This window comes from uncultured Tateyamaria sp. (assembly GCF_947503465.1).
Classification (GTDB): Bacteria; Pseudomonadota; Alphaproteobacteria; order Rhodobacterales; family Rhodobacteraceae; genus Tateyamaria.
This window is the reverse complement of sequence record NZ_CANNDN010000002.1, coordinates 166,452-188,281: the sequence shown is the minus strand read 5'-3', so window position 1 is coordinate 188,281 and position 21,830 is coordinate 166,452. Positions and strand designations below refer to the sequence as shown.

Sequence of the window (21,830 nt, the reverse complement as noted above, 5' to 3'; positions counted from 1 at the left end):
GCGCGGACCGGACCCCGCAACCGCGCCCATCCAACCCAACGATAAAAACCCGAAACGGGACAGGACTATGGGGCTAGGTGGTATCAAGTTTGCGGCGACATGTGCCGCATTTTCGCTCACTGCGGGATGTATGGGTGACATGGGCGACCTGCCTTTTGTATCCCGATCAGGTTCCGGGGCGGAAACGTCCGTCGCACCCGCCTCTCAGGCGGCGCTTCGGGCAACACCCACCACACATGATGAAACACTGAATGCCGAAAGCCCCGTTATCCAGGGGCTCTTGTCACGTCAGTCTGTGTTGCCTTCGGGCAGCGCCTATGACCGCGTGGCGACCGCCGTTTTGGCCGCAAACGCACGCGCCGCCGAAACCGAACTGCGCGCGGCGCGCCTGCGGGCATCGGCGGCATCAAAGAACTGGCTGCCGACGATCGGACCACGCGTGTCGCTGAATTCCCTGGGCGATGTCATCACTCAAATCGTCGTGGATCAGGTATTGTTCGACAATGGCCGCAAGAAGGGGGAACGCGCCTTTGCCAAGGCCGATGTCGAAGTTGCCGCCGTCGCGCTGGCCGAGGATACGAACACCCGGGTCGCGACGGGGATCGGCCTATATCTCGCAGCCGCAGAGGCCCGCGAAAGTGCCGCCGTCCACCGCGACACGCTGCGCGAGATGGAGCATTTCGAATACATCATGTCCGAACGTGTTCGGGGTGGCGTGTCGGACATGTCCGACCTGAACGTGATCCGGCAGAAACTGGCCGAAATCCGTGCCGCCATTGCCGCCAGCGAAGAGGCGCACGCCACGGCGCTTTCCGAACTGAACGCCATGTCGATCCAGCCGCTGAACGATGTGCGTGGGCTTGAGGAACTGACTGTCGGTGCCGCTGCTGCGCAGCCGCTGGCTGTCACGCGGGCCGAGGCCGAAAAGGAGCGCAGCATCGCGCAGGCGCAGATCGACCGCGCCAATCAATTGCCGGGCATTAATGCCCAGGCGACCATCGGCGAAAACAGCGGGGCAGGTATCACCGCAGGTGGCATGTCGCTTGGGCTTGGCACCGGTGCGCGTCTGCGGGCCATCGAGGCGGCGCGCGAGACCGCAGGCCGCCAGGTCGCACAGGCCAACGAAGATGCAAACCGGACCTTGCGCCGGCTTGAGGGGCAGGCGCAGGCCACGGCCCGACAGGCGGCCGAAGCCCGTGGGTTGACCGCGCAGGCCAAGGCCAATCTGGACCTGTTCCAGGATCAATACAGCGCCGGACAGCGGCAGGTGATGGACGTGGTGGGCGTCTACGAAACCTTTGCTGCGCGTCAGGTTGCCGAAGTGCTGCTGAAATACGAGGCGCGCCGCCTTCAGGTTGAATTGGCCCGGGTCCAAGGCGTGCTGGCGGATGGAGAGCAGATTTGACCGAAAAGCGGCCCTTTACCCTGACCATCACAAATGGCAACCGCGCCCAGATCAAGGCTGCGCCTGTCAAGGACACGCCGAAAGCGGACAATGCAAACCGTGTCGCGGATCGCCTGACAGCGCGCGCTGACGTGGCCGTGGCCTATGCCGGATTGCTGGGCGTATCCTTGGCGCGTTCGGACATGTTGGACACGCTGAAACTGCAATCGCGGGACGGCGCCAGCGACAAGGTCGAGGCAGGCACGATTGCCAAATGCCTGCGCGCCGCAGGCCTGAACGCCCAGATGGTGACGGTGTCTGCGCTGACATCCGATCATTGGCCCGCTCTGGCCTATATGACCAGCGGCCAGGTCGTCCTTGTGGTTGGCCAGGACCGCGACGATTTGATCATTTTCGACAAGACGTGCCCGGACAACCGCGCGCATGTGCCGGTCGGGGAATTCACACCTTTCTTTGCCGGATTGCTGGTCAAGGCCGAAGCGCCCTTGTCCCGCGTGGCCGAGACCCACAAGACCTTCAACGTCAAAAACCATTGGTTCTGGGGGCAGTTCCCGCGCTTTCGCAAGGCACTGGCCGAGGTTGCGCTTGGCTCTTTCGTCGCGAACCTGCTGGCCGTCGCCGTGGCGCTGTTTTCCCTGCAGGTCTATGACCGCGTGATCCCGCATCAATCCGAAGCGACGCTTTGGGTGCTGGCCGCGGGCGCCTGTCTGGCCCTGCTGCTTGAGGCCTTCATCAAGATCGCGCGCGCGCGCCTGATGGACGGGGCGGGGCGGCAGATCGAACTGTCGGTGCTGACCCTGTTGATGCAACGCGTGATGGGCATGCGCAGTGATCTGCGGGGACAGTCGCCGTCGATGACCTTTTCGGCAATGCGCGAATTTGGATCGGTGCGAGAATTCTTTACCGCGTCGACCATCGGCACGATAGCAGACATTCCGTTCATCTTTGTGTTCCTGTTGCTTGTTGCCTCGATTGCGGGTCCCGTCGTTTGGGTTCTGATCCTGGGCGGTGTTCTGATGGTTGTTCCCGGCTTCTTCCTGCAAAGGCGGATGCTGCGGCTGACCCAAGAGACACAAGGCGCGTCCGCCAAGTCTTCGCGTCTGCTGCACGAGGCGATCTTTGAACGCGACACGGTCAAGACGCAGCGGGCCGAAGACCGCGTGATGCGCCTCTGGCAGGAACTGACGACGCTCAGCGCGATGAAATCCTCCGAACAGCGGCGGCTTGCCTCCGTCCTGACCTTCTGGTCGCAAGGCATGCAGCAGATGACGTATGTGGCAGCAGTGATCGCGGGCACTTATCTGGTGTTTGCCGGGCAATTTACGGTCGGATCGATCATCGCGGTGGGCATCCTCACATCCCGAACGCTTGCACCGTTGACGCAACTGGCCGGCACCATGGCGCGCTGGGGCAATGTGAAAGCGGCCCTTGATGGCCTTGATGCCATCGCGGACGCGCCACAAGACACCGATGAAAGCCGCACCTACCTGCGGCGCGATGCGTTGAAGGGCCATTTCGAACTGCGCGAGGTGCAGTTTCAATATGAAGAAGACGGGGCGCCCACACTGGACATTCCGGCGGTGCAGATCATGCCGGGTCAACGCGTGGCGGTGCTGGGGTCCAATGGTGCGGGCAAGTCGTCGCTTCTGAAAATCCTGTCGGGGGTCTATGCGCCCACAAAGGGTCGCGTGCTGATCGATGGCACGGACATGAGCCAGATCGAACCGCGCGACCTGCGCCGCCTGATCGGCTATCTCGGTCAGGACGTGCGGCTGTTTTCCGGCACATTGCGCGACAACCTGAACCTGACGCTGCTGGAACGCGACGATGATCGCCTCTATGCCGCGCTCGATTTTGCCGGGCTGGGGCAGTTCGTCAAGGCCCACCACAAGGGCCTCGACCTTGAAATCCTTGACGGGGGGCAAGGCCTGAGCATCGGGCAACGCCAGTCCATCGGCTGGGCACGGCTGTGGTTGCAGGACCCGCAGGTCTGTTTGCTGGACGAACCGACGGCGGCGCTGGATCAGACACTGGAAAGCACGCTGGTCAGCCGTTTGGAGACATGGATGGCAGACCGCACCGCCATCATCGCCACGCACCGTGTGCCGATTCTGTCGCTGACCAACCGGACGCTGATCCTGCAAAACGGGCGCATGACCGTCGACGGCCCACGGGATGAGGTGCTGAACCACCTTGGCAAAACGGTTCCATTGAAGGGCAAGATCGCATGAGCATCGCCCAGACCAACCTCAGCGGTCAGCTGCAAAGCGACATGCATGGCCCGTCGCTTGTCGTGTGGTTAAGCGCGGGTGCGGTGCTTGTTTTTATCCTTTGGGCAGCCTTTGCATGGGTCGACGAGATTGTGCGTGGATCGGGCGAGATGATCTCGTCCTCGCGCCCCCAGATCATTCAGAACCTCGAAGGTGGTATCCTGGCAGAACTTGCCGTGGCCGAAGGTGACATTGTCGAACGCGGCGACGTACTGGCCCGCTTGCAGGGAACACAGTTTCAGTCGCAGGCGGATGACCTGCAGGACCAGATCACGGCGCTCGCCGTGCGCCAGTTGCGGCTCGAGGCCGAATTGGCAGGTCAGTTCGACTTTGCCGTGCCGGGTGGGCTGGAACGGCAGATGCCGGGGCTGGTCGCCTCGGAAAGGGCCTTGTTGAACGCCCGTCAAACGGATTTCCTGAGCCGCCGTGAGGGCGCGCAGCGGGTGTTAGATCAGGCCGCCAAAGAGCGCGCGCTGCTTGAGGACCTTCTTGAGCGCAACATCGTGGCACTGATCGAGGTCACCCGCGCGCGCAAGGCCCATGCGGATGCCCGGATCAAGCTGGATGAAATCATCACGCAGACCGAACTCGAACGGGCACAGACCTATTCCGATACGCTCAAGGAACTGGGCACGCTGCGCCAGACCTACAAGGCCGCGCAGGACCAATTGAACCGGACTGTCCTGGTCAGCCCCATGCGCGGCATCGTCAACAACCTCAGCGTGACGACCATTGGCGGGGTGGTGCGGCCGGGTGAAGAGATCTTGCAGATCATTCCCCTGGACGAAGAACTGTTTGTCGAAGCGCGCGTGGCCCCCAAGGACATCGCGGGCGTGCGTCCGGGCCAAGAGGCAAGCGTGAAGCTCAGTGCGTATGACTACACCATCTACGGCGCGCTGAAGGGCGAAGTCCGCCTGATCTCTGCCGACACGTTCAAGGACGAGCGCAAGCCCGACAGCGAAGCGCATTACAAGGTGACGGTGCGTGTGGACATGTCGGCGTTGACCGAGCGCCAGCGGTCCATTTCAATCCGGCCCGGCATGCAGGCAGAGGTCGAACTGCACACCGGCTCGAAGACGGTGATGCAGTATCTGATGAAACCGCTCTACAAATCGCGGCAGGCGTTTCGCGAGCCCTGAGCCCGTTGGGTGCACTCTTGGCTTTGCCAATTCGCCCACCCACCGGCCCCAAGGCGTCTTGGCGTCGGGCTTATCAAGACAAAGGTCAGATATCGGTGTCCAGCCAGATTGTGACGGGGCCGTCGTTCGTGAGGCTTACAGCCATGTCAGCGCCGAATTGTCCCGTTTCGGTCGGGATGTTCAGGTTGCGCAGGGCGTCGGCGAATTGGAGATAAAGCGCTTCCGCTTCATCCGGTTTGGCTGCGCCGGAAAAGCCGGGCCGGTTGCCGCGTGACGTGTCTGCGGCCAGAGTGAACTGGCTGACCACCAGCGCGCTGCCACCGGTTTGCAGGATCGACAGGTTCATCTTGCCCGCATCATCCTTGAACAGCCGCAGTTTCGAGATCTTGGCCGCAAGAGCCTGTGCCGTGTCATTCGTGTCACCCGGCATGCTGCAAACGAGGATCAAAAGGCCTGCATCACACCGCCCCACAACCGTGCCGTTGACAGTCACAGACGCGTCGGACACCCGCTGCAAAAGCGCCCTCAATCGCACCACTCCACGATGTCGTCCACGTCCGCTCGGGTGGTGCGAAACCCGTTTGCGGCATGATCCGGATCCGCATAGCCAAACGAGATGGCACACAGGATCTGGCGGTCGTCTGGGATGCCGAAATGGCTGCGGACGAACGGGGCCTGCGCCGCGATGGCCGCCTGCGGGATCGTCGCAATCCCAAGGGCTTGGGCCGCAAGGCAAAATGCCGTGACAAATCCACCCGTATCCATCGCGCCATATGGCCCGAGCGCCGAAGGGCTGGTGACAATGGCCACATGGGGGGCACCAAACAGACGGTAGTTTTCCATCATCTGCCGGGCGGATGCGGCCCGGTCGCCCTTTTCAATGCCCACGGCATCATACAACTGGAAACCGCAAGCGCGACGCCTGTCGCCATAGACACCTGGATAGCTGTCGGGCCAGCGCATGTCGGGATTTGGGGCGGTAGACAGGGCGGCGTCGTAGACTGCGTCGCGGAACCTGTCAGTGGCTTGACCGCGCGTGATGATCACCTGCCACGGCTGCGCGTTGCACCAACTGGGCACCTTTCGGGCGGCGGCGATGATCTTCCGGATCTGATCACGTGGCACGGGGTCCGCGGTAAAGGCGCGGCAGGAAAAGCGGCGCGACAGAACGGCGTCCAGCGTCTCGTATTCCGTCATTGCTGCACGGCCATGGCAAAGCCGATGGCACCGGCAAGCAACACCCCGATCAGCACGGCGACCACGATCTTGCCGGTGGACCAGGGACGCTCGCCCTGAACGCGGCCAGTTCGGCCATTGACGACAAAGCGGTAGGTCTCGCCGCGATACTTGTATGCGGCCAGCCAGACAGGCAGAAGCACGTGCTTGAAGGTGATCTTGCCCAGCTTGGTGTCGACCGAGTGGATGCGTTGCCGGTCCCCGCCGATATCGAACTTGATGTCGCGGGCGATCACCCGGTCCATATGCGCGCGCGCCTCTTCAAACCCTTCTTCAAGCTCGACAGCATACCCTTCGGCCCGGAACCCGGCCAGGAATTCGGGTGCATACGGTTCCATCGCGCTCAGATCCCAGGGCTCCAACGCGTCGGTGAACCGCTTGGGCAGCGATGTCGAGGCCAGCACCAGCACATCATCGAAAAACCGCGCAACCTTGCCACGTGCCCGTTGCCACCGGATCTTTGCCACGCGCACCTGCTGTTGTTTGCCATCGCGCATGATGGTCCGCGTCTCGTAATAGACTGTTCCGCGCTCGCCCGTATATGCGCTGCGGGTATCGGCATCGAAGGTCCAGTAGGGGACATAAATGCCCTGCATCGCCCGACCCTTGCGGGCATAGTCCTGCAGCCCGTTCGGCGCGAACCACAGGCGGCCCAGCCAGTCGGTCATGGCCTTGCGGGCTTGCGCCTCGCTTAGGGCAAAGGGCAGCACACCGCGCGGCTTGATATGACGGTGCGCGCCTGTATCGGTCACCACCGGCGTGGCGCAGAACGGGCATTCGGTGGCGTGAATGTCGGCGTCAAACTCGACCTGTGCGGCGCAATTGGGGCATCTGGAAACCCGGGTTTCCTCGATCTCGGCTTCGGGCAGGTTGGCTGTCAGGGCGGCGCGGTAGTCGAGTTCGGCAATCGGTGCCACCTTGGCGGGACGCTCTGCATCCATCGACGCCGTGTTGCCGCAATGGTCACACACGAGCTGACCGTGGCCGGGATCAAACCGAAAATCAGCCCCGCAATTGTCGCAGGGAAACCGATGATCGGACAGGGCGGCGGGCCCGCGGGACAGATCAGGCAGGTCGGTCATAGCAGATTGTGCATCGATGTCGGTGTCATCCGGCGCAGCGCGCCATCACCCAGCGCGGTATGCCGCCAAAGATGAAAAATGGCGTGCAAAGCGGATGCAGCCATGAGGTAAAAGTAAAGGTCCGTCATCGGTGGACCAGCCCACGCACCCCCAGCCAGGCGCCAGGCCGTCCCACCTGCGACAAGGGCCAAAGCAACATACATCCCTCGGCTCAGCCATGGATGGGCCCGGCGCAACACCCCTTCAAGCTTGGGACCCGGCCCGTTCATCAGACCCCGGACAGCGGCCAGACCACACAGGGCCATCCCCGACAGCGCAAAGACCCAGGCGATGATTGGGATCGGTCCACCGGCGACAAGCAGGACCAAGGTGACAAATGTCGTCCAATGCATTGTGATCGTGGCAGTGCGGCGCATATGGGCTCGGCTTCGTGCGAATTCGGCATCCGCAGCGTAGTTGCCTCGCGAACCCTTGGCTACCTGCAAAGCAGGGCGACCCTTGCAAATTTTGCCCCGGCGCCTCGAAAGCGGTCACAGAAAACGGTGCAGTTTCCTGGGTGCCATAATCCGCAGCGCATTGTCCCTGAGCCTGACATGGCGCCAGATGTGAAATCCGGCATGCACGGCGACCACACCGCCCAGTGCGTAGAACTCGATGATGTGGAACTGACCCACCAACTGGTTGGCCGCGTGCCAGCCCATGGGCGGTGCGATGGGTAGGAACCCACCGGCCTTCAGCAAGGTGGCAGAGGTCAGACCGAGCAGAAACCCGGTCAGGGCCACCAGAAAAAGCCCCCAGATCAGAACCAGATGCAACCACCTGTGCATGTGCCGCATCCATCCGCGCAGTTTCGGTCCGGGGCGGCTGGCCAATCCACGGCGCAACAGGTCCGCAAACCACGCCAGGCTAAGCGACACGAAAATCAGCGCGAGGATCGAATGCGCCTGAAAGGCGCGGGGGCCAAAGGGTGTTACATCATCCGGTTGCACCAGCAGGAACCAGATGAACAGCGGCACAATCGTCCAGTGCAACCATTTCAGGGTCGTGCGTCGGGTCGGGAGTTGCATCTTGCGGGTGCGTGTCATGCGCTTCTTCAGGTGTACGTGATCAATGCAGATCCATCACATGGCGTGGGGGCGCAGCATTTCGACCTCCGGGCGGTACGGCGCCGCACCTTTTGGCAGGTCCGGCACGATCACGGCATCGTTGTTGGTCAATTGTCGTATCAAGACGGGGATCAGCCGTTTGTAGGCGGCAAGCATGGAAGGCTCCGGATGGGGCAAATCGTGCCGGATCAAGGCATGCAGCCTGGGCAGGTTGTAATAGGGCACCATTGTGAACATGTGATGCTCCAGGTGGTAATTCATGTTCAGATAGATGAAGCGACTGAACGGGTTCATCATGACCGTTCGCGTGTTCAACCGATGATCGGTGACGTTCTCGGCCAGCCCCAGATGCTGCAACAGCCCTGTCAAGACATGGTGCCACGCCCCATATAGCCGGGGCAGGCCGATGACCATCAACGGCAGGATCGACCCCGACAGCAACGCAACCGCAAGCGTACAGGCATAGATCGCAAGCCAAATGCGCGCGATACGGAAGATTTTTGGATGATCCTTTGGGCTGACATAGCGTGCTTCTTGCGGGTCAACGCGTCCCGAGGCATGCAAGCACATCCGCAAGACCGCCTTGCAGACATCGATCAAGCCAAAGAAATTCAGCGCAATCCGTCCAAGGTCGGGCGGGCGCATCGCGACGATTTCAGGGTCGCGGCCGACAACAATCGTATCCGTATGATGCCGGACATGGCTTGCGCGCCAGACAACCGGATTGCGCATCATCATGAAGCAGGCGATGTGATAGACGACATTGTTCATCCAGGCGGTTTTGAAGGCGGTCTTGTGCCCGCACTCGTGCCATCTTGCATCCCCACCGGATCCATACAGCACACCGTAAATCAACCAGAAGGGCGCGGACCACCAAGAAGGCCACAGCGCTATTCCGACACAAGCGCACAGGATCATCGCGCCAAGCCAAATCAATGTGTCACGCAACGCGATCGCGTCGGATTTCTGCATCAAGGAACGTATGTCGGCGGGGTCAACTTCGGGCCGAAACCACTGCGGATTGGCCGCGCCCTGTTCGACGGCACGGCGCCCGGTTTCGCCGGTCAGAGAGTAGTCCTTCGCCATACCGAGACGGTAAAGAACGTTCGCCACGCGGTCAATTCAGGTGCCAAGGCGCGCAGTATCACGCGGCTTGGGAACCTGCGGGCCTTAAATCCCGGGCGGCGGGGGCGGCGGCATGATGGTGAACAGCTGCGCCAGTTCCGTCACGTCTTCGGCTTTCATCCAGCCATCCTGACCCGCCGTCCAGACATAGCTTTCGCGCATAAGTTCGCCCGCCGCGGCCATGCGGCCCAGTTGCGCCTTGGAAAACGGACCCTTTGTTTCGCCATTCTCGGCCACGTGCCAGACATGTTCGACAGGTGGCGGAGGCGGCGTGGCACCGCCGCGCGCCGGTTGCGCCCCCCAGGGGCCGGACGCGGCCATCTGGCCCATCTGCATTCCCATCGCCGCGCCAAGCCCCGCTTGCATCGCACCCGACGCGTCGCCGCCATCGCGCCCAAGCGCCTCGGCGGCCTGAAACTGCATGTATTCGTTCAGGTTGCCGATGACACCCATGGACGACCGTTTGTCCATCACTGCTTCGACCGCAGGCGGCAGCGAGATGTTTTCGATATACAGCTCGGGCAGGGTCAGGCCGTACTCTGCAATCTGTGCGCTGATTTCCTTGGCGACCAGTTGGCCCAACTCGCGCGTGTTGGCCGCCATGTCCAGAACCGGAATGCCCGATTTGGCAAGGCTGCGCGACATTTCCTGCACGATCACGTTGCGGATCTGAAAGCTGATCTCGTCCATCGTGAATTCACCATCGGTGCCGACAATCTCGACCAGAAAGCGCGCGGGGTCGGCAACCTTGACGGAATACGTGCCAAATGCACGCAGGCGCACAGGGCCAAACTCGGGGTCGCGGCAGATGATCGGGTTCTTGGTGCCCCATTTCAGATCGTTGAAACGGGTCGTGTTGACGAAATAGACTTCGGATTTGAAGGGGCTTTTGAACCCGTGATCCCAGTGCTGCAACGTCGTCATGATCGGCATGTTGTTGGTCTCGAGCATGTAAAGACCGGGGGTGAAGACATCCGCCAGCTGCCCTTCGTGCACAAAGACCGCAGCCTGCCCTTCGCGCACGGTCAGCTTGGCACCGTATTTGATCTCGTGACCCTCGCGTTCGAACCGCCAGACCATGGTGTCACGACTGTCGTCGACCCAATGGATGACGTCGATAAACTGGCCCGAAAGGAAGTCGAAGATGCTCATGTGGGGTCTCCTTGAAGCTGGTCGTCAGGATGGGCCTGCCGTGGCCTCTTGGGCCAGGGTGCGGACAATCGGTTTGGCCTCGGCGCGGCCAATGCCGGGGGACAGGCGGGGGTCATAAAGCATGCCCAGAAGGTGTTCGTCATGATCGGTCAGCAACGCGAATTCGTCATCGTCGTTAAAGATCGACGGGCGCGCATCGGGGCTGTCATTGGCCAGGCCCAGGCCTTGGGCCAGTTCCTCGTGGATGCAGGACAGGCGCAGCAGGTCCGGGTTTTCGGACCGGATCACCGCCACTGCGGCGGTATAGGTCGACTGGTTCGTTCCACTGGCATAGGCGGCCACCGCGCAATAGGCGTCGCGGGGCAGGTCGCGTACCGGGGCGAGATTGCTGCGTGTGACGCCGGGCAGGGCAGGCGCATTGGCGTTCAGTGTTTCGGCCCGGTCGTCTTCAGAAACGAAAAACACCAGAAAGTTCGGGGTGTCGGCCACGGATATCGGGTGTCCGGTGGCCTGTGCCAGCCGCCGCGCATAGGCGATCACGTCATTTGTGTCGCGGGCGCGCTGGCTTGGCGGAACAGAGGGGCCAAACACAACGCCCAGCCGGACAGGCGCCGCCCAGCGGCGCAATGCACTGGCGGACCCGGGGCGCACGCCCGGACCGGCATATTCGTTAAAGAACACGATCTGCTCAAAGTTCCGCGCCAGCATATCGGCGGTAAAGGGTGTGTCGGGCCCACCCCCGTCCTGCCGCAACAGGCCCGAGGTGAGCTGACTGGATTGCACCTGTGCCAGAAACGCACGCAATTCCGCACTTTGTTGGGATGTGGCCTGTATGGGCGGGGCGGTGGGCGGAACCAGCCCCGCGGGCCGGGCGCGCGGTGTCAGAACCGGTTCAACCGGCATGAACACGTCGCAGGCGGCCAACAGGCCCAGGGCGGCAATGCCGCCCCACTTGCACAATTTGCCTATGACATGGATCCCCGACATGCGTATGGAGTCAGCCCGGAACGGCGGTGCCGGCGGTGTCACCGACACCGTCCTTGCGCGCCTTGGCGGCCGCCAGCGTATCACGCAGCTCGGCCTCCATCTTCTTGAGGTCCTCTTCGGCGGCGGCGCGCTTGGCCTTGCCTTCGTCGGCAATCTGCAGCGATTCCTGGATGGTGCCGATCAGGTCCGCGTTGGCCTGCTTCACAGCCTCGATATCGAACACGCCGCGCTCCATCTCCTGGCGGATCATCTTGTTGCTTTCGCGCAGGTTGGCGGCATTCGCGGTCAGCAATTCGTTGGTCAGGTCGTTCGCGTCCCGCACGGCGGCAGCGGCTTCGGCACTGCGCTGGATGGTGACGGCCTGGGCCAGCTGGGTTTCCCACAGCGGCACGGTGTTGACGAGGGTCGAGTTGATCTTGGTCACGAGGCTCTTGTCGTTCTCCTGAACCAACCGGATCGAGGGCAGGGACTGCATGGTGACCTGGCGCGTCAGCTTCAGATCATGCACCCGGCGCTCCAGATCATCGCGCGCGGCGCGCAGATCGCGCAATTCCTGCGCCTTCATGACCTGTCCGTCCTCGGGGGCCGCGTTCACTTCGGCCTCTTTCGCGGGGATGATCGTGGCATCCAGTTCCTTGATCTTTTCCTCGCCCGCCGCGATGTACAACGCCAACTCGTCATAGAATTGCAGCGTCTTTTCATACAGCAGGTCCAGGGACTTGATGTCCTTCAGCAGCGTATGTTCATGGGCCAGAAGGTCATCGGTGATCTTGTCGATCTGGCTTTGAACGGTTTCGAACTTGGCCGTGAACTTGGCAAAGGGGGCCGCGCGGCCCAGCAGTTTTTCCCAGAAGGTGCGGTCGCGGCGCACGTCCAGTTCGCTGATGGAAAACCCGCGGATCGTGGTGACGATGCCGCGCAAGCTGTCGCCCGCCGGGCCCACATCCTTGTTGCGCACATCGGCCAGCATGGATTGGCTGATTTCCTGCAATTCGGCCTGTGCGGCCGACCCGAAGGACACGATGGACTGGGTGTCTTCCATGTCGATCTCGTCCATACGGGCGCGAATCTCTGCCCCTACAGGTGCGTCGGCCTGTTCCAGCGGAACGATGGCACCGGCGTCAGCGGGCTCAGGCAGAACAACGGCGGTGACTTCCTCGACCTGGGCAAGGGCGGCTTCGGCCTTTTGGCGAACTGTTTCGGACATCTGTGCAATCCTTACTGTTAAACGTCATCGGCGGGCGACACGCGCACGCCTTCGCGCTGCAACCGATCGCGCAGCACATCAATTTCAATGGAGAGGTCGGTGCGATCCTCGGTGAGCAGTTTGCGCGTGCGCGCGGCAAAGTTTTCCTCAAGATCATCCAGCAGCGCGGCATAATCGGCGCGGGCCTGGCTGTCGCGGCTGCGCCCGTAAATGTCGGCAAACTTGATCGTCGCGTCGCGCGCGCCGATCAGGTAAACGCCCAGATACTTGCGGGCGGCGGTCAGGTCGCGCGGGTCTTCCTCGACCGTCTGGATCAGGTCGCGGACAGTGGTCTGGAACTGGTCCAGCCGCGGCTCCATCTTTCGGTCTTCGGCCCGTTTCATCGCATCGCGCATCTCGGCCAGCAATTCTTCGGCCCCGTCGACCACGCGGGCGACCCTGTCTTGCTGAAAGGTATCGACACCCTCCATCCCCTTGGATTTCAGGGGATCGATGCCGAAGGCCGCAAAATGCAGGCCAAAGGCGGCAAGGCCATAGAGGAGGGGGGCGATGATCCCGGGCTCGGATCTGTAGGCGGCAAGCGTGATGCCGAAGCCCACCAGAAACGCGGCAATGATCTTGCGCGGCAAGGCCGGGCGACGGGCCACCTTGCGGGCGGCAAAGGCCGCTTCGGCCTTGAGCCCCTCGCGCAGCATGAAGGCCGCGCCTGTCAGAACGGCAGCCGACACGAGGGCGGTCACCAGTCCGGTTGCCCCGTCATTCAGGGCCAGAAACACCATCGGCACGGCGGGAAGAAACATCAGGTTGGCGCGGGCGCCCACCGGATCAACCCGCGCCTTGTCAAAGGCAGGGCGGTCGCCCTTGGTCGGTTCATCCTTGGGATCGGGGCTGTATTTTCCGCCAAAACGCTGCGCCATCGGTTCAGAGCCCCCCAAGCAGGCCGGTTGTCACGCCGAACATCAGCGCGATCAGCACCGCGAATGCGATTTTCTGAAAAGCGGTAGGCTCCATCCCGTAAGTCCCTGTTGGCTATCAGACATATAGCCCGTTTGCGGGTGCAGCACTAGGGGCGCGCACCGGCTTGTCCCTGCATCACAGGTGTGACGCGCAAATGACAGGCGCAAGGGGAAATTTGTGGGGCATGCGTCACATATGGGCCGATCAGCCCGGTTTGCGGTTGCGGCGGGGCCGTGGGCGGGGTGTTTTGACGGGCTTTTCAGGTTCCGGGTCCAGACCCAGCTGGTCGCGCAAGACGCGGCGGCGGACTTCCTCGACTGCGCCTTGTTTCAATTCACCCAATTGGAACGGGCCATAGCTGACGCGGATCAGCCGGTTCACGGTCAGACCGATACTGTCCATCGCGCGCCGGATTTCGCGGTTCTTGCCCTCGCGCAGCCCCACCGTCAGCCACGCATTGGCCCCCTGTTGACGGTCAAGCGTGACCTGCATGGGCTGAAAGCGCTCTCCCTCGACCGTCACGCCCTTGCGCAGCGGTTCAAGCTGCGGGTCCGTGGGCCGTCCATTCACCCGCACCCGGTAGCGCCGCATCCATCCGGTCGATGGCAGTTCCAGCCTGCGTTTGATCCCGCCGTCATTTGTGAGCAGCAAAAGCCCCTCGGAATTGAGGTCGAGGCGGCCAACGCTCATCACCCGCGGCATGTCTTCGGGCAGCGCATCGAAGATGGTCTTGCGCCCCTGTTCGTCCCGTGTTGTCGTCACAAGGCCCGCCGGCTTGTGATAAAGCCACAGGCGTTCCGGCTCTGCCGCTTGCAGCGGTTTTCCATCCACGGTGATCTTGTCCGTTCCCGTGACATTCAGGGCCGGGCTGTCGATCTGCTTGCCGTTTACGGTCACGCGGCCTGCGGTGATGATCTCTTCGGCGCCGCGGCGGCTGGCGATGCCGGCACGGGCCAGAACCTTGGCGATGCGATCGCCTTTGGGGATGTTTTGGGTCATGGGCAGGCCATAGCGGTGGGTTGCGCGGCAGGCAAGCGGCGTGGCAGGGGAGGGGCATGGAGTTTCGGTCATTCATGGATCAGGCGCTGCGCGAGGCGCGTGCAGCAGGCGCGCGCGGCGAGGTGCCCGTGGGTGCGGTGATTGTGTCCCCGCGGGGACAGATCGTGGCCCGCGCCGGAAACAGGACACGGGAGTTGAACGATCCCACCGCCCATGCCGAGGTTCTGGCAATCCGTGCGGCCTGTGCGGCGCTGGGGTCCGAGCGCCTGACGGGACATGATCTCTATGTCACGTTGGAGCCCTGCGCGATGTGCGCAGCCGCCAGTGCAGCGGCCCGGATCGCGCGGGTGTATTACGGCGCGTCCGACCCGAAATCCGGCGGGGTCGCACAGGGGGCGCGGGTGTTCTCGCATCCGCAAAGCCACCATGCGCCCGAGGTCTATGACGGCATCGGTGCCGCCGAGGCGGAAGCGCTGTTGAAGGACTTTTTCGCCGCCCGCAGGTAGCCGCGTCCCGGTGCGGACAGCGGGACCAGGATGTCTGAACGTTCCGGTGCGCGGGGTCAGAGGGGGATGGGCACCATCACCTCCGGTTCGATCACCTTGACCCCGGGCAGGCCGTCGCGCAGGACATCCGCTGATTGTTCCAGGGTCGGAAAAGTCCTGTAATGACAGGGAATTACCGTGCCGAAGTGAAAGAAGTGGCGGGCGGCATAGGCGGCGGCTGCCATGTCCATCGTGTAGTAGCCACCGGCCGACAGGATGCCGATATCGGGTTTGTAATAATCCCCCATCCACTGCATGTCGGCCATGATGTCGGTGTCGCCAGAGTGGTATATCGTCTTGCCCTCGCCCCGGATCATGAAGCCGCATTCCTGACCCGAATACCGTGGGTTTTCGTCTTCGCCGATGGAGGACGAGTGCGATGCAGGCACCAGGGTCGCGGTGACATTGCCAAGTTGGATCGTGCCGCCGCGGCCGTATGCATGACCCTGGATCGCCCCCTTGGCAAAGAGGAGGTTCCCCAGTTCGAAGATGGCCGAGACGGGCGCGCCGGTCTTCTGGCTGATCGTGACGCTGTCGGCGGTGTGGTCGAAATGGCCGTGCGTGACGAGGATATGTGTGGCGCCGTCGATGGCCGCCGGGACCTGGTCTTCGGGCAGCATCGGGTTGCCGTTGATCCAGGGGTCGATGAGCAGGGCCTGGTCCCCGATTTCGATGCGGAAGCTGCCGTGACCGAGCCAGATGATGTTCATTGTGTCCTCGCTTTCCGTTGCCAGTGTAGCGCCGAATTGAGAGGGCGGGAGCCTCCGGCGGGAGTTTTTTCGGCCAAGTGAAAGAGCATGCGATTCGCGTTTGGATTTACGTTATATTCAAGGAGGTTAACGGGCGAAGGTCCGATGCACCATGCGTACACAGCCTGTGCACACCCTGTGCACCGTTGCGGTGCATTCGGGGTCCGGTTAACGCAGCGTGCGCAGCGCCCGTCGCCTTGCGCCCTGGTCGGGGTGCGCAGGTCGTTATGGGGCATAACCATCTTGACGCGGCATCCCGGTGCCACATCTCGCGCGGCATGGACGTGTTGCGCCAGATAGACGGGTATTGCGAACGGGTTGGGCCAGATTACTGGGCCGAGCCGGTGAATGCGGTGACCAACGCGGCCTTTGTCATCGCGGCGCTGATCATGTGGCGGCGCAGTGCGGGTGTGCCGCTGGCGCGGGCGCTGAGCGTGATCCTGGCGCTGATCGGGGTGGGCAGTTACCTGTTTCACACCCATGCGCAGGTCTGGGCGGCCATTGCGGATGTGGCGCCGATTGCCGGGTTCATCCTGCTGTACATCTTTGCGATCAACCGGGATGTCTGGGGGATGCGCACGGGGTGGGCGCTGGGCGCGACGGCTGCGTTCTTTCCCTATGCCGCCGCCACGGTGCCGCTGTTTCGCGAGGTGCCGGTGCTGGGTGTGTCGGCGGGGTATCTGCCCGTGCCCGTTCTGATCCTGATCTATGCGCTGCTGTTGTGGCGGCGTGCGCCAGCGCTGGCGCTCGGCTTTGTCATTGGTGCAGCCCTTTTGTTCCTGTCGCTGACGGCCCGGTCGCTGGATGACGTGCTGTGCGCGCAAATCCCGGTGGGCACGCATTTCTGGTGGCACATCCTGAACGGCATCATGCTGGGTTGGATGATCGAGGTCTATCGGCGCCATGTTGCGTCGCCCGGGCGTGGCGTTCAGGTGTCGTCGTCAACCTGATGCACTTCGATGACATTGCCGTCGGGGTCGTAAAAGAAGATCTGGTGCCAGCCTTCGACTGCTTGATTGCCCCAGTCTGCGTAAGGAATGCCTTGAGATTCAAGGTGCGCGCGGAACGCGGCAAGGTCGTCGGTGCGGTAGGCGATATGCCCGTGGCTGACCGGGTTGACCTGCTGCCCGGATCGGAAGCCGGCAAGCGGGTCCTTTTGCGCCAGATGGGTCTGGATGGCGCCGTCGGTGACAAAGGCCACGTCGCCCGCATACCCCTTGCGTTTTTCCAGCGTGGGCAGGCCGTTGACCTCGGTCTTCAGCCCAAGCACATCGCGATAGAACGCATCCATGCGCGCCACATCGTCGGTGACCAGGTTCACATGGTGCAATGTCAGTTTCATGCTGGCTCTCCTTTGCTCAAATCTGTGGCAATCCTGGGGTGTGGGCAAGGCCCGAGGCTTGAAGCTGGCCCGTCGCTTCGCTATTGCCCGCAGTGACGAGACCACGAGGAATTTCATGTCCATCGATCAAAGCACTGCCGCCCGCGTGGCGAAACTGGCCCGGATCAAGGTCGAGGAGGACCAGCTTCCTGCCCTGGCGTCCGAATTCAACACCATTCTGGGCTTCATCGAGCAGCTGAGCGAGGTGGATGTCGAGGGCGTGGAGCCGATGACATCCGTCACCCCGCAGCGCCTTAAGCGGCGCGCGGATGTGGTGACCGATGGCGGGCAGCAGGACAAGGTGCTGGCCAATGCGCCCGATGCGCGCGAGGGCTTCTTTGCGGTGCCGAAGGTGGTTGAGTGATGGCTGAATTGAACAAGCTGGGGCTGGCAGAGGCCCGGGATGCGCTGCGTGCGGGTGACGTGACATCTGTCGAGTTGACCGAAGCCTGCCTGACCGAGATCGACGGGGCCGGGGCGCTGAACGCCTTTGTCCACAACACGCCAGAGATTGCGCGCGATCAGGCGAAGGCGGCGGATGCGCGGATCCAGGCCGGGGATGCGCCCGACATGTGTGGTCTGCCCATCGGCATCAAGGACCTGTTCTGTACCAAGGGTGTGCCGAGCCAGGCCGGGAGCCGTATTCTGGAAGGGTTCCTGCCGGAATATGAGAGCACCGTCAGCGGCAACCTGCTGGAGGCGGGTGCCGTCATGCTGGGCAAGCTGAACATGGATGAGTTCGCCATGGGGTCGTCCAACGAGACGTCTGTTTATGGCAATGCGGTGAACCCGTGGCGGCGCGGCAATGACGAGGCCGCCCTGACCCCCGGTGGATCGTCCGGCGGGTCCGCGTCCGCCGTGGCCGCCGATCTGTGTCTGGCCGCGACCGGCACCGATACCGGTGGCTCGATCCGCCAGCCTGCGGCCTTTACCGGCATCACGGGCATCAAGCCGACCTATGGGCGCTGCTCGCGCTGGGGGGTGGTGGCCTTTGCCTCGTCCCTGGATCAGGCGGGGCCGATGACCAAGTCGGTGCGCGATGCGGCCATCATGCTGGAGGCGATGTGCAGCCATGATCCGAAGGATTCGACGTCTGCCGACCTGCCCGTGCCGAATTTCGAGGCCATGCTGACCGGCGACATCAGGGGCAAGAAGATCGGTATTCCGAAGGAGTACCGCATGGACGGGATGCCGGACGAGATCGAAGCCTTGTGGGCGCAGGGCCGCGAGATGCTGGCCGATGCGGGGGCGGAGATTGTCGATATCTCGTTGCCCCACACGAAATATGCGCTGCCTGCCTATTATGTGATTGCGCCGGCGGAGGCGTCGTCAAACCTCGCCCGTTATGACGGGGTGCGCTATGGTCACCGGGCCGCGCTGAGCCAGGGCGACGGCATCACCGAGATGTACGAAAAGACCCGCGCCGAGGGGTTCGGTGACGAGGTGAAGCGGCGCGTGATGATTGGCACCTATGTCCTGTCGGCGGGGTTCTATGACGCGTATTACAACCGTGCGCGCAAGGTGCGGACGCTGATCAAGAGGGACTTTGAGGATGTGTTTGCGCAAGGGATCGACGCGATCCTGACGCCTGCGACACCCTCTGCCGCCTTTGGTCTGGGCGAGGCGTCGGATGATCCGGTGCAGATGTATCTGAACGACGTGTTTACCGTGACCGTGAACATGGCGGGCCTGCCGGGCATTGCTGTTCCCGCGGGGACAGACGCGCAGGGGTTGCCCCTGGGCCTGCAACTGATTGGCCGCCCGTGGGAAGAGGGGGATTTGCTGAACACCGCTTATGCGCTGGAGGCCCGGGCGGGCTTTGTGGCAAAACCGGCGAAATGGTGGTAATCTGGGCCGACAAACCCAAAAAGGGCTGAGCAGATGAAGAGTTTCCGCAGTTTTCTGGTGCTGGGCGCCGTGGTCGGTCTGGCCGCGTGCCAGCCCGCGATCCCGGACAGCAACCCGGGCGGGTTTGTCGATCCGGGCCGGGGGGTCGGCTTTGACAATCCCAACACGCTGGCCGCGCGCGAGGCGCGGGATGCGCAACTGGCGGGCGCGGGGGTAGAGGCCCCGCCGCCCGTGGGGACGCAATCGCTGCCACCGGCATCGGCCGGGGCGCAAACGCGTGTGGCGTCGGCCACACCGGTGACGCAGGGCCAGGCCACGCAGGCCCGGTCGGCCCCCCGCGCGGTGTCGAATCCGGCCGGTCTGGATGCGGAACTGGCGCAGATTGCGGCCAGCAATGACGCGGCTGCAGCCCGCGCCAACTCGGGCCAGGACGTGGTCAATGCGAGCCCGTCAAATGCGGCGCCCGTGATTCTCAACAATCCGGGGATTTCCGACGAAAACAACTTTGACGCCGTGTCGTCGCGTCAATCCATCGAAAGCGACGCGGCGCGGCTGGAAGCCAACCGGCAGCAATATCAGGTTGTGCAGCCCACGGCATTGCCGTCCCGGGCAGGCACTGCGCAGCCCAATGTCGTGCAATATGCGCTGCAGACCCGCCATCCGGTCGGCACGCGGGTGCATCGCCGGTTCAGCGTGAACGCAACCGCAAAGTTCGAGCGCAACTGCGCGGCCTACAGTTCGTCCGACGAGGCGCAGATCGACTTTCTGGCACGTGGAGGCCCCGAGAGGGACCGGCAAGGCCTTGATCCGGATGGCGACGGCTATGCCTGCGGCTGGGATCCGGCCCCGTTCCGTCGGGCGGCTGGCAACTGATCCTTCGGGACCACCCCTCACCAAATTGCGGACCGCGCCGGGATGGGCTGTGGCCCACGCACGTGGTCCTGCACTACACGGCCATGGCCAGTGCAGAGGCGGCGATCGAACGGCTGTGCGACCCGGCGGCCGAAGTGTCGGCGCATTACGTGATCTGCACGTCCGGGACGGTCACGCAGCTGGTGCCGGAAGGCTTGCGCGCCTGGCATGCGGGTGCGGGCGAATGGGACGGGCTGACTGACATCAACTCGCGCTCCATCGGGATCGAGATGGACAATGACGGGCTCACCGCCTTTTCCGAACCTCTGATGCAGAGCCTTGAGGCGCTGTTGACCGGAATACTGGCCGCGTGGGACATCCCCCCACGGAACGTGATCGGCCATTCGGATATGGCACCGGGGCGCAAATTCGATCCGGGGCCCTGGTTTGATTGGCCGCGGCTTGAGGCACAGGGGCTGGCCGCGAAACGGGGCCGTGACTTTGGCGCCGGTGATCCAGACCTCGACAGCTTTGCCAAGCTGGCACGGCAGGCCGGGTATACGGCGGATGCTGATCCCGAGACACTTCTTGCCGCGGTGCGGCTGCGTTACCGGCCGTTCAAGACGGGCCCGATCGAAGCCGAAGATTACGCACCGATTGGGCACACCGCCCGTTGGACCTAGGCGCTGAATGCCTCGCTCATCTTGCCAGATAAACTCCCGCCGGAGGCTCCCGCACGTTCCACGCGCGCGACGCTCCCCATTGACGCGCCCCCGGTCCCGCACGTAAGGGCAGCGGGCGCGGAGGGGTGGATGGCCGCCTACGGGCGCGGGCCTTGCCCGCACCGTGGGAGGAAAGTCCGGACTCCAGAAAGCGACGGTGCCGGGTAACGCCCGGGCGGGGCAACCCGACGGAAAGCGCCACAGAAATCAGACTGCCTTGCATGCAGGGCAAAGGTGAAAAGGTGGGGTAAGAGCCCACCGCGTCCCGGGCAACCGGGACGGCATGGCAAGCCCCACCGGGAGCAATGCCAAATAGGGACCGCGTGGGCCGCAAGGCCCGGGGATGCTTTTGCCCCAGCAGGTCCGGGTTGGCAGCTAGAGGGGTGGTGGCAACATCATCCCGAGAGGAATGGTCATCTCGGGGCGGGCAACCGCCCTAGACAGAATCCGGCTTACAGCCCCTCCGCGCATCTACCATCCCCTGACGGTGGCCCGGACCACTTCGGCCAGCGGGATCGCGGCGGCCTTGTCGCCGGCAAGCTTGATCTGACCCAAAGCGCCCCACAGCGCCCCGACAAGAAACTCGGCCCGGGCGTCGGCATCGTCGATGCCATCGGCGCGCAGGGCGGTCAGAAAGCCGTCCTTCCAATAGGCACGGTAGGCCGTGACCAGCGCACGGATCGCGGCGTTGGTGCGTTCCAGTTCGGTGACCGTGTTGACCATCAAACAGCCCGCGTGGGCGATGGCCTCGGGTGGTTCGGGTTGCGAAAACCCGGCAAAGACCATGTCGATGGCCCCCCGGCCCGGCGCGGCAAAGACCTGTTCCAGATTGGCCTGCACGGCGGCAAAGTACCGTTTCAACACTGTCTCGAACAGCTGTTCCTTGCTGCCGAACGCGTTGGACAGACCGCGGATGCCGACGCCTGTCGCGTCCTCCAGCATGCGGGTGGTCGTTGCCTCGAACCCGTTGCGCCAGAATGTCATCATGGCCGCATCCAGCACGGCATCGTCGTCAAAGTTGCGGGGTCGCGCCACGTGTCCACACCTGCATTTTGCATCAGGCGTTGC

23 protein-coding genes and 1 other RNA gene are annotated in these 21,830 nt (G+C 63.2%); 10 read left to right on the top strand and 14 right to left on the bottom strand.

The window, feature by feature from the left end; genetic code table 11:
- Positions 1 to 139 precede the first annotated feature (139 nt).
- From Q0844_RS13490 to Q0844_RS13480, 3 genes are read left to right on the top strand one after another with little or no spacing between them, the layout of a single operon-like run.
- Positions 140 to 1,405, top strand: coding sequence for a TolC family protein (locus Q0844_RS13490; protein ID WP_299045712.1), 1,266 nt, complete (start codon positions 140 to 142; stop codon positions 1,403 to 1,405).
- Positions 1,402 to 3,636, top strand: a complete 2,235-nt coding sequence (locus Q0844_RS13485; protein ID WP_299045709.1) for an ATP-binding cassette domain-containing protein — start codon at positions 1,402 to 1,404, stop codon at positions 3,634 to 3,636. Before Q0844_RS13490 ends, Q0844_RS13485 begins: the two co-directional genes overlap by 4 nt.
- On the top strand, positions 3,633 to 4,814 hold the full coding sequence (locus tag Q0844_RS13480; protein WP_299045706.1) for an HlyD family type I secretion periplasmic adaptor subunit: 1,182 nt from the start codon (positions 3,633 to 3,635) through the stop codon (positions 4,812 to 4,814). The genes Q0844_RS13485 and Q0844_RS13480 overlap by 4 nt, the downstream gene beginning before the upstream one ends.
- 85 nt (positions 4,815 to 4,899) lie before the next feature.
- Here the strand turns inward: Q0844_RS13480 and dtd are convergent, their stop codons facing one another.
- From dtd to Q0844_RS13425, 11 genes are all read right to left on the bottom strand, one after another.
- Complete coding sequence (gene dtd / locus Q0844_RS13475) at positions 4,900 to 5,343, bottom strand: D-aminoacyl-tRNA deacylase (protein ID WP_299045704.1); 444 nt, start codon at positions 5,341 to 5,343, stop codon at positions 4,900 to 4,902.
- Positions 5,340 to 6,011, bottom strand: coding sequence for a nitroreductase (locus tag Q0844_RS13470; RefSeq protein WP_299045701.1), 672 nt, complete (start codon positions 6,009 to 6,011; stop codon positions 5,340 to 5,342). Before Q0844_RS13470 ends, dtd begins: the two co-directional genes overlap by 4 nt.
- Positions 6,008 to 7,132: a TFIIB-type zinc finger domain-containing protein gene (locus Q0844_RS13465; protein ID WP_299045699.1), complete on the bottom strand. Its 1,125-nt coding sequence runs from the start codon at positions 7,130 to 7,132 to the stop codon at positions 6,008 to 6,010. The genes Q0844_RS13470 and Q0844_RS13465 overlap by 4 nt, the downstream gene beginning before the upstream one ends.
- On the bottom strand, positions 7,129 to 7,524 hold the full coding sequence (locus Q0844_RS13460) for a hypothetical protein (protein ID WP_299045697.1): 396 nt from the start codon (positions 7,522 to 7,524) through the stop codon (positions 7,129 to 7,131). The genes Q0844_RS13465 and Q0844_RS13460 overlap by 4 nt, the downstream gene beginning before the upstream one ends.
- A 138-nt stretch (positions 7,525 to 7,662) precedes the next feature.
- Positions 7,663 to 8,217, bottom strand: a complete 555-nt coding sequence (locus Q0844_RS13455) for a cytochrome b/b6 domain-containing protein (protein WP_299045695.1) — start codon at positions 8,215 to 8,217, stop codon at positions 7,663 to 7,665.
- Positions 8,218 to 8,253: 36 nt separating this feature from the next.
- On the bottom strand, positions 8,254 to 9,324 hold the full coding sequence (locus tag Q0844_RS13450; protein WP_299045693.1) for a fatty acid desaturase family protein: 1,071 nt from the start codon (positions 9,322 to 9,324) through the stop codon (positions 8,254 to 8,256).
- Positions 9,325 to 9,408: 84 nt separating this feature from the next.
- Positions 9,409 to 10,515 carry an SPFH domain-containing protein gene (locus Q0844_RS13445; RefSeq protein ID WP_299045691.1) on the bottom strand — a complete coding sequence of 369 codons (1,107 nt, stop codon included), beginning with the start codon at positions 10,513 to 10,515 and terminating at the stop codon, positions 9,409 to 9,411.
- A 24-nt stretch (positions 10,516 to 10,539) separates the two neighbouring features.
- Positions 10,540 to 11,418 (bottom strand): DUF2927 domain-containing protein, encoded by an 879-nt coding sequence (locus Q0844_RS13440; RefSeq protein ID WP_299046764.1) that lies wholly within the window; start codon positions 11,416 to 11,418, stop codon positions 10,540 to 10,542.
- A 94-nt stretch (positions 11,419 to 11,512) separates the two neighbouring features.
- Positions 11,513 to 12,709, bottom strand: a complete 1,197-nt coding sequence (locus Q0844_RS13435) for a toxic anion resistance protein (RefSeq protein ID WP_299045688.1) — start codon at positions 12,707 to 12,709, stop codon at positions 11,513 to 11,515.
- A 17-nt stretch (positions 12,710 to 12,726) separates the two neighbouring features.
- Positions 12,727 to 13,626 (bottom strand): 5-bromo-4-chloroindolyl phosphate hydrolysis family protein, encoded by a 900-nt coding sequence (locus Q0844_RS13430; RefSeq protein ID WP_299045685.1) that lies wholly within the window; start codon positions 13,624 to 13,626, stop codon positions 12,727 to 12,729.
- Positions 13,627 to 13,870: 244 nt separating this feature from the next.
- Entirely contained in the window at positions 13,871 to 14,665 is a 795-nt protein-coding gene (locus tag Q0844_RS13425) for a pseudouridine synthase (RefSeq protein ID WP_299045682.1), read from the bottom strand.
- A gap of 56 nt (positions 14,666 to 14,721) precedes the next feature.
- On the opposite strand from Q0844_RS13425, the gene Q0844_RS13420 reads away from it, so the two are divergent.
- Positions 14,722 to 15,171: a nucleoside deaminase gene (locus Q0844_RS13420; RefSeq protein ID WP_299045680.1), complete on the top strand. Its 450-nt coding sequence runs from the start codon at positions 14,722 to 14,724 to the stop codon at positions 15,169 to 15,171.
- A 56-nt stretch (positions 15,172 to 15,227) separates the two neighbouring features.
- Here the strand turns inward: Q0844_RS13420 and Q0844_RS13415 are convergent, their stop codons facing one another.
- Positions 15,228 to 15,920, bottom strand: coding sequence for a metal-dependent hydrolase (locus Q0844_RS13415; protein WP_299045678.1), 693 nt, complete (start codon positions 15,918 to 15,920; stop codon positions 15,228 to 15,230).
- Between the two features lie 317 nt (positions 15,921 to 16,237).
- Between Q0844_RS13415 and Q0844_RS13410 the strand changes: the two genes are divergently transcribed.
- Complete coding sequence (locus Q0844_RS13410; RefSeq protein WP_299045677.1) at positions 16,238 to 16,909, top strand: ceramidase domain-containing protein; 672 nt, start codon at positions 16,238 to 16,240, stop codon at positions 16,907 to 16,909.
- Here the strand turns inward: Q0844_RS13410 and Q0844_RS13405 are convergent.
- Positions 16,888 to 17,301 (bottom strand): VOC family protein, encoded by a 414-nt coding sequence (locus Q0844_RS13405; protein ID WP_299045672.1) that lies wholly within the window; start codon positions 17,299 to 17,301, stop codon positions 16,888 to 16,890. The two genes, Q0844_RS13410 and Q0844_RS13405, sit on opposite strands and share 22 nt — an antisense overlap.
- A 115-nt stretch (positions 17,302 to 17,416) precedes the next feature.
- On the opposite strand from Q0844_RS13405, the gene gatC reads away from it, so the two are divergent.
- The 5 genes from gatC (at position 17,417) to rnpB (ending at position 21,233) form a co-directional block, all read left to right on the top strand.
- On the top strand, positions 17,417 to 17,704 hold the full coding sequence (gatC, locus tag Q0844_RS13400; protein ID WP_299045669.1) for an Asp-tRNA(Asn)/Glu-tRNA(Gln) amidotransferase subunit GatC: 288 nt from the start codon (positions 17,417 to 17,419) through the stop codon (positions 17,702 to 17,704).
- A complete protein-coding gene (gene gatA, locus Q0844_RS13395) occupies positions 17,704 to 19,188 on the top strand; it encodes an Asp-tRNA(Asn)/Glu-tRNA(Gln) amidotransferase subunit GatA (protein ID WP_299045666.1) in 1,485 nt (494 codons plus the stop codon). Before gatC ends, gatA begins: the two co-directional genes overlap by 1 nt.
- Before the next feature lie 33 nt (positions 19,189 to 19,221).
- Entirely contained in the window at positions 19,222 to 20,061 is an 840-nt protein-coding gene (locus Q0844_RS13390; RefSeq protein WP_299045663.1) for a hypothetical protein, read from the top strand.
- A gap of 62 nt (positions 20,062 to 20,123) precedes the next feature.
- A complete protein-coding gene (locus Q0844_RS13385; RefSeq protein ID WP_366523006.1) occupies positions 20,124 to 20,723 on the top strand; it encodes an N-acetylmuramoyl-L-alanine amidase in 600 nt (199 codons plus the stop codon).
- A gap of 117 nt (positions 20,724 to 20,840) precedes the next feature.
- Positions 20,841 to 21,233, top strand: an RNA gene (gene rnpB / locus Q0844_RS13380) — RNase P RNA component class A.
- Here rnpB and Q0844_RS13375 read toward each other — a convergent pair.
- The gene (locus tag Q0844_RS13375) at positions 21,234 to 21,797 is read right to left on the bottom strand and encodes a TetR/AcrR family transcriptional regulator (protein WP_299045661.1); all 564 of its coding nucleotides are present in this window, start codon (positions 21,795 to 21,797) and stop codon (positions 21,234 to 21,236) included.
- Positions 21,798 to 21,830 lie beyond the last annotated feature (33 nt).

Bases quoted from the DNA above. Each gene is read 5' to 3' on its own strand.
- Q0844_RS13490 (WP_299045712.1), top strand. From the start codon at position 140: ATGGGCGACCTGCCTTTTGTATCCCGATCAGGTTCCGGGGCGGAAACG.
- Q0844_RS13480 (WP_299045706.1), top strand. From the start codon at position 3,633: ATGAGCATCGCCCAGACCAACCTCAGCGGTCAGCTGCAAAGCGACATG.
- Q0844_RS13470 (WP_299045701.1), bottom strand. From the start codon at position 6,011: ATGACGGAATACGAGACGCTGGACGCCGTTCTGTCGCGCCGCTTTTCC.
- Q0844_RS13465 (WP_299045699.1), bottom strand. From the start codon at position 7,132: ATGACCGACCTGCCTGATCTGTCCCGCGGGCCCGCCGCCCTGTCCGAT.
- Q0844_RS13460 (WP_299045697.1), bottom strand. From the start codon at position 7,524: ATGCATTGGACGACATTTGTCACCTTGGTCCTGCTTGTCGCCGGTGGA.
- Q0844_RS13455 (WP_299045695.1), bottom strand. From the start codon at position 8,217: ATGACACGCACCCGCAAGATGCAACTCCCGACCCGACGCACGACCCTG.
- Q0844_RS13450 (WP_299045693.1), bottom strand. From the start codon at position 9,324: ATGGCGAAGGACTACTCTCTGACCGGCGAAACCGGGCGCCGTGCCGTC.
- Q0844_RS13445 (WP_299045691.1), bottom strand. From the start codon at position 10,515: ATGAGCATCTTCGACTTCCTTTCGGGCCAGTTTATCGACGTCATCCAT.
- Q0844_RS13440 (WP_299046764.1), bottom strand. From the start codon at position 11,418: ATGCCGGTTGAACCGGTTCTGACACCGCGCGCCCGGCCCGCGGGGCTG.
- Q0844_RS13435 (WP_299045688.1), bottom strand. From the start codon at position 12,709: ATGTCCGAAACAGTTCGCCAAAAGGCCGAAGCCGCCCTTGCCCAGGTC.
- Q0844_RS13430 (WP_299045685.1), bottom strand. From the start codon at position 13,626: ATGGCGCAGCGTTTTGGCGGAAAATACAGCCCCGATCCCAAGGATGAA.
- Q0844_RS13425 (WP_299045682.1), bottom strand. From the start codon at position 14,665: ATGACCCAAAACATCCCCAAAGGCGATCGCATCGCCAAGGTTCTGGCC.
- Q0844_RS13420 (WP_299045680.1), top strand. From the start codon at position 14,722: ATGGAGTTTCGGTCATTCATGGATCAGGCGCTGCGCGAGGCGCGTGCA.
- Q0844_RS13415 (WP_299045678.1), bottom strand. From the start codon at position 15,920: ATGAACATCATCTGGCTCGGTCACGGCAGCTTCCGCATCGAAATCGGG.
- Q0844_RS13410 (WP_299045677.1), top strand. From the start codon at position 16,238: ATGGACGTGTTGCGCCAGATAGACGGGTATTGCGAACGGGTTGGGCCA.
- Q0844_RS13405 (WP_299045672.1), bottom strand. From the start codon at position 17,301: ATGAAACTGACATTGCACCATGTGAACCTGGTCACCGACGATGTGGCG.
- gatC (WP_299045669.1), top strand. From the start codon at position 17,417: ATGTCCATCGATCAAAGCACTGCCGCCCGCGTGGCGAAACTGGCCCGG.
- gatA (WP_299045666.1), top strand. From the start codon at position 17,704: ATGGCTGAATTGAACAAGCTGGGGCTGGCAGAGGCCCGGGATGCGCTG.
- Q0844_RS13390 (WP_299045663.1), top strand. From the start codon at position 19,222: ATGAAGAGTTTCCGCAGTTTTCTGGTGCTGGGCGCCGTGGTCGGTCTG.